This window comes from Geminocystis sp. GBBB08 (assembly GCF_016743215.1).
Lineage (GTDB): Bacteria > Cyanobacteriota > Cyanobacteriia > Cyanobacteriales > Cyanobacteriaceae > Geminocystis.
Genome location: NZ_VRZC01000036.1, coordinates 22062 through 28187 on the forward strand (window position 1 = coordinate 22062; position 6126 = coordinate 28187).

The following is a 6126-nucleotide window of genomic DNA, read 5'->3' on the forward strand; positions in this document are numbered from 1 at the left end:
TTAGTATTAATTATCATGAGTAGTTTTCGAGTTGGTATAGCAGGACCTGTAGGATCAGGGAAGACAGCACTATTAGACGCTTTATGTAAAATCATGAGGGAAAATTATTCCTTAGGGGCAGTGACAAACGATATTTATACCCAAGAAGATGCACAGTTTTTAGTTAAATCTCAAGCATTGTCAGCTGATCGAATTAGAGGAGTAGAAACGGGAGGTTGCCCTCATACAGCTATCAGAGAAGATGCCTCTATTAACATCGAAGCCATTGAAGAATTAGAATCTTTATTTACCGACTTAGAATTAGTTTTTGTGGAGAGTGGTGGAGATAATTTAGCAGCAACTTTTAGCCCTGAATTGGTTGATTTAACTATTTATGTCATTGATGTAGCAGCAGGGGATAAAATACCGAGAAAAGGTGGTCCCGGTATTACAAAATCTGATTTATTGGTGATTAATAAAATTGATTTAGCACCTTATGTGGGGGCAAGTTTAGAAGTAATGATCAAAGATACTCAAAAGATGCGCCATAATAAGCCTTTTGTTTTGACAAATCTTAAAACTGGGGAAGGTTTAGATTATGTGATTGATTTTATTAAATTTCATTATAGATAAAAGGACGTGCTAAAAAATAGCTAGTGATAGTTTTGGCATCAATTTCATTACCAGTCATCACTAATTTTTCAAAGTCATCAGGAGTAATTAATATAACTTCAATATCTTCATCATCATCTTGGGGAGGAGGTTGGGGAAGTTTTTCTAACTCTTGTGCCAGAAAGGCATAAATAAATTCATCAGAATATCCGGGCGCGAGAGGAAATTTACCCAAATTTCGCCATTTTTTAGCACTATAACCAGTTTCTTCCTCAATTTCTCGCTTAATTGTCGTTTCTGGATTTTCTCCTTTTTCTACTGTACCTGCAGGAAACTCTAATAATCGACTTTTTATGGCAAAACGATATTGACGCACTAAAACCAATTTACCGTCATTGGTGATAGGTACTGCTAACGCCCCCCCAGGATGTCGGATACACTCCCATTCTCCTTGGGCGCCGTTGGGCAATCTTAATTGGTTTACTTCAAACTGAAACTTTTTACCTTGAAAAAATAAACGAGGGCTTAATATTTCGGGTAATTCTTGTTTTTCTGGCATTATTTAACAGATAAATTTAGATATTTTTATTTATATAAAGTATAGTGGTAACTATATTCAATTATAAAATAAACATGATGAAAGTCATATTGTACAATCATTTAGTTTTAGCTTTATGCTATACATAAATATTATTTTATACCATGAAAGTAAAATCTTTAAATTACAAAGGTGGCAAAGCAAAACCAACTGCTTATTTGATGTAGTATTTTATTTTCCAATAGGTCTAATGATAGGATTGCCAAAATAAGGTAACATTTAATGTTTAGTTTTTATGTTGATTAAAAAACATTAATTTTTATGAGTAAAGTTAACGTTGGGTTGTTATTTGGTGGCAAGTCAGGAGAACATCTAGTTTCACTCAAATCAGCACAGGCGATCGCCAAAGGGTTATCTCAAGGAAAAAATCAGGATAAATATGAGATTATTCCTATGTATATTCAACCGTCAGGAGTTTGGTTAGGAGGCGACAGGGCAAAAGAAGTATTAAACAGTGGTATCGCTGACAATGACAATACAAATTCTAGCCCTCAATGGCATTTTCCCCATGAATGTAATAATATTCAAGTATGGTTTCCTGTTTTACATGGGCCTAACGGTGAAGATGGTACAGTACAAGGATTCTTAACTTTAATGCAAGTTCCTTTTGTCGGTTCTGGTGTTCTTGGCTCGGCGGTAGGTATGGATAAAATTGCGATGAAAAATGCTTTTGCACAAGTTGGCTTACCTCAAGTCAAGTATTTAGCTGTTACTCGTGACGAAATTTTAAGTGGTGTTTGTGGCTTTCCCAAATTATGCCATCAGATCGAGGAAACTTTAGGTTATCCTTGTTTTGTAAAACCAGCCAATTTAGGCTCATCCGTAGGCATTACTAAAGTAAGAACAAGAAATGAATTACAAAAAGCCTTAGATGAAGCGGCTAATCTTGATCGCCGTGTTATTATCGAAGCAGCAGTTAAGGCTAGAGAAGTAGAATGCGCAGTGTTAGGTAACGATCACCCTAAAGCCTCTGTTATTGGTGAGATTACCTATAATGCAGATTTCTATGATTATGAAACTAAATATACTGATGGTAAAGCAAATTTGATCATTCCGGCAGATATTCCAACACCTATCGCTAATAAAATTCAGCAGATGTCGATACAAGCCTTTCAAGCTATTGATGCTAGAGGTTTATCAAGGGTTGACTTTTTCTATATTCCTGAAACAGAGGAAATTTTAATCAATGAAATTAATACGTTACCCGGTTTTACTGCTTTAAGTATGTATCCTCAATTATGGGAAGCATCGGGAGTAAATTTTCCTGATTTAGTTGATCAATTATTGACTTTAGCAATGGAAAATGACGATAACAATAGAGAATAATCAATCTTTGAAACAGCCCTGCTTGTTACCCCCAAAAAAGCCTAGTGAATTTTACTTACCGGCTTATTCAAAATTAAGCTACAATGCTAACAACTATTTTTGTAACTATTTTATTATGTTTAAATTTATTTTTGATAAAATATTATCTATTCTTTTTCTAATTAGTTTTTCTCCCATGGCATTTGCCCAAGAGTTGAGTCAAAGACAGCCATTAAAACCTTTATCTCCCCCTCAATCTTCTCCTAATAACTTTGATAACAGGAATAATTATGTTGTTTCGCCACAAACTAATCTTCGAGAAGAATTCCCTTATACCCTTGATGCGGGGGATGTTATCGCCCTTGATATTTTTAATGTCCCTGAATATAGTAAAGAGTATCAAGTTTTAGTGGATGGTACTCTTAACTTACCTTTAATTAATCGCATTTCTGTAGCAGGATTGACATTAGTTGAAGTAGAATCTTTAATTCGTGACTATTATGTTAATAAAGGATTATTACGAGATCCGATCATTAGTGTTAATTTAATCGCACCTCGTCCTGTTATGGTGGCGATTGTAGGGGACATTAGAACTCCTGGTTCTTATTCAGTGCCTTTTGAGGGTACAGGTAATGATAGAGGGAGAAAATTTCCTAGTCTTATTACCGCTTTAAAATTAGCTAATGGTATTAACGGTTCAGCCGATACTCGGCAAGTTAGGGTTATTCGCAGCTATAAAGGTCAAGAATATACTATTCCTGTTAATTTTTGGAATTTTCTTCAAGAAGGTGATTTATCTCAAAACATTATTTTACGAGATGGCGATCGCATTATCATTCCCAGTGCAGAAGAAGTAGATCCTGTGGAAGTATTAAGGGTTGCTTCTGCTAATTTTTCTGCTAATTTAAGTATTCCCATTACCGTGAGTATAGTCGGAGAAGTAAATCGTCCTGGTCCTTATACTTTAGTCGGAGATGATGTAAGATCAAATAACTTAGATGATAGATTAACCTTTCAAACAAATAGTGTAATTCGAGATCAACAGAGTTTAGCGGGGATTCCCACTGCTACAAGGGCAATCAAAACCGCCGGGGGATTAACAGCAAAAGCTGATATTCGCAATATTGAAGTTCGTCGTACCTTATTATCAGGACAAGAACAAATTTTAAAAGTCAATTTATGGGAATTTTTGCAAACCGGTAGATTTAGAGATGATGCTTTACTCCAAAATGGCGATCGTATTTTTATTCCGGCGGGGGAAGCTATAGATGATGAAGAAGTGCGGAAGGTAGCTATAGCTAGTTTTTCTCCCAACCGTATCAATGTAAGTGTGGTAGGAGAAGTTAAAACTCCGGGGTTACAAGAATTATCCCCTAATGTTAGTTTACAACAAGCAATATTACAAGCTGGTGGTTTTGAGAATCGTCGAGCAAACGATTACGTTGCTAAATTGGTACGTCTTAATCCTAATGGTACAGTAACAGAGAAATTGATTCCAGTGGATTTTTCGGCTCCTTTAAATGGAGAAAATAACCCACCTCTGCTTAATAATGATATTGTATTTGTAGAACGTTCAGCCTTAGCGGTGGCTTCAGATAAGATATTCTCATCCGTCAATCCTCTTAATCAAATTTTGGAGACAGTTAATCTGTTTAAAACAACTTGGGATTTATTTGACAACAATAACAACAACTCAAATTAAAAATAAGTCTAATTCTTAATAAGTACTATGGACGAGCTATTAATATATGTTAAACTAACACAAAAAAGATGGCTCTATGCTTCTTTGGTATTTGTAGTAATCTTTTACTTCTTAGGTTATGAAAGATCAAAAAAAGCTATCCCTCTTTATCGTGCCACAGGGACAATTATTTTTGAGCAAAAAAATGATAATATCCCAGAAGAAGTTGCTTTAACAGAACAAAATCAAAATCAAAATCAAAATCAAAATCAAAATCAAAATCAATTAAATAATAATTTAGCTTTAATAAAATCAGAATCTTTTGCTGAAAAAGTTAAACTAGATTTACCGTTTCCCTTAGAAATAGATAATAAAAAACTAGTAGAAAATTTAGTAGCAGTTAATCCTCCCAATAGTGATGTAATTCATTTATCTTTTACTGATGAAGATCCGAAAAAAGCAGCCGATATTGTTAATGCTTGGATTAGAAATTATTTGGAAATAGAAAAAGATCAAAGAGTTTCTCAAACTAGGGAATTAACTAAATTTTTGGAAAAACAAATTCCTGAAACTGAAAAATCTTTAGAATTAACGGCAGAAAAACTTAAAGATTTTAAACAAAAAAATAATATTGTAGATATTAGTACTGAAGCAACTTCTAGTATTAGTAATATTAATCAAATGGAACGCCAAATTGCTGATCTTGAAGTTGAATTAGTTTCTCAAAAATCTCGGCGAGATTCCCTCAAACAAATTTTTCAGGTTGACTCAAAAAGTGCTATCACTTCTAGTTTTGTTAATGAATCTCCTCTGATTAATTCGATTATTCAACAAATTCAAGAAATACAAACAAAAATAGAACAAGAAAAACTCCGTTTTGGAGATCAACATCCTCAAGTAATTTCTTTACAACAACAGAAAATTGCCTTAGAAGAACAATTAAAAAACTATGCTCAAAATACAAATATACAAGGTAATTTACCAAAAGATTTAAACAGTATTTATCAACCCGGAACAACTCAAAGTAATCTTTTAATAGAATATGATGCGACAGAAAAAAAAATAGAAAGTTTAGAAACTCAATTAAAATCATTAAAAGAATTAATCGCAGTTTATAAAAAACGAGTCGAGATTCTTCCACAATTAGATGTTGAATATCAAAAGCTACAAAGAGAATTAAAAGCAAAAAATGATGTATTAGAGAACTTAACTAAAAATTATCAAGATGCTCAAATAGCGATCAATAATACCAAAGAGAATATTCGTTCTACGGAATTGGCATCGATACCAAAAGAACCAACAATAGATAGTAAATTTCTTTATTTAATCCAAGGTTTTTCTGGTGGTATTTTAGCCGGTTATTTAGTAGCTTATTTTATAGATAAATTCGATATAAATATTAAAAATAGTGAAGAAATAAAATATTATTTTAAACAACCTATATGGGGAAAAATTCCTGACTTTTATCGTCACAAAAAAGATCAAATTTCTACTAATCTTCCTACTAGAGATAATCCATCTTCCGCCATTACTGAGAATTTTCGAGCGCTTTGTGCAAAGATTAAATTGATGAAGACAGAGGAACAACCCTTACAAGTGATTACTATTTCTAGTGCCGTTGCCGAAGAGGGAAAATCTATTATAGCAGCTAATACGGCGATCGCCCTTTCGGAATTGGATGTCAAAGTATTATTAATTGAAGCAAACTTAAGAAAACCAGCGCAAAATAAAATTTGGAATTACATTGAGACAACCTCGAATTTATGTGATTTATTACAAACAAAAAGTAAGTTATCTGAATTAACGATTACTTCGGTAATGCCAAATTTAGATATTTTACTAGCAGGTAAAAGTCAATCAAATTCAGTGGTGTTGATAGGTTCATCACAAATGCTACATTTAATAGAAGAAATGAAAAGTAAGTATGATTTAATTATCATTGACGCACCAC

General features: G+C 33.3%; 5 protein-coding genes. 4 read left to right on the forward strand and 1 reads right to left on the reverse strand.

The window, feature by feature from the left end; genetic code table 11:
* The first annotated feature begins 15 nt into the window (after window positions 1-15).
* A complete protein-coding gene (gene ureG / locus FWJ34_RS06910; protein ID WP_308254594.1) occupies window positions 16-612 on the forward strand; it encodes an urease accessory protein UreG in 597 nt (198 codons plus the stop codon).
* Here the strand turns inward: ureG and FWJ34_RS06915 are convergent.
* The gene (locus tag FWJ34_RS06915; RefSeq protein ID WP_308254595.1) at window positions 593-1150 is read right to left on the reverse strand and encodes an NUDIX hydrolase; all 558 of its coding nucleotides are present in this window, start codon (window positions 1148-1150) and stop codon (window positions 593-595) included. The two genes, ureG and FWJ34_RS06915, sit on opposite strands and share 20 nt — an antisense overlap.
* A gap of 300 nt (window positions 1151-1450) precedes the next feature.
* On the opposite strand from FWJ34_RS06915, the gene FWJ34_RS06920 reads away from it, so the two are divergent.
* The 3 genes from FWJ34_RS06920 to FWJ34_RS06930 form a co-directional block, all read left to right on the forward strand.
* A complete protein-coding gene (locus tag FWJ34_RS06920) occupies window positions 1451-2515 on the forward strand; it encodes a D-alanine--D-alanine ligase family protein (protein WP_308254596.1) in 1065 nt (354 codons plus the stop codon).
* A gap of 115 nt (window positions 2516-2630) precedes the next feature.
* Entirely contained in the window at window positions 2631-4196 is a 1566-nt protein-coding gene (locus FWJ34_RS06925; protein ID WP_308254597.1) for a polysaccharide biosynthesis/export family protein, read from the forward strand.
* A 27-nt stretch (window positions 4197-4223) separates the two neighbouring features.
* Window positions 4224-6126: polysaccharide biosynthesis tyrosine autokinase (locus FWJ34_RS06930; RefSeq protein WP_308254598.1), on the forward strand; the 1903-nt coding region annotated here is incomplete at its 3' end.

Bases quoted from the DNA above. Each gene is read 5' to 3' on its own strand.
- FWJ34_RS06915 (WP_308254595.1), bottom strand. From the start codon at position 1,150: ATGCCAGAAAAACAAGAATTACCCGAAATATTAAGCCCTCGTTTATTT.
- ureG (WP_308254594.1), top strand. From the start codon at position 16: ATGAGTAGTTTTCGAGTTGGTATAGCAGGACCTGTAGGATCAGGGAAG.
- FWJ34_RS06925 (WP_308254597.1), top strand. From the start codon at position 2,631: ATGTTTAAATTTATTTTTGATAAAATATTATCTATTCTTTTTCTAATT.
- FWJ34_RS06920 (WP_308254596.1), top strand. From the start codon at position 1,451: ATGAGTAAAGTTAACGTTGGGTTGTTATTTGGTGGCAAGTCAGGAGAA.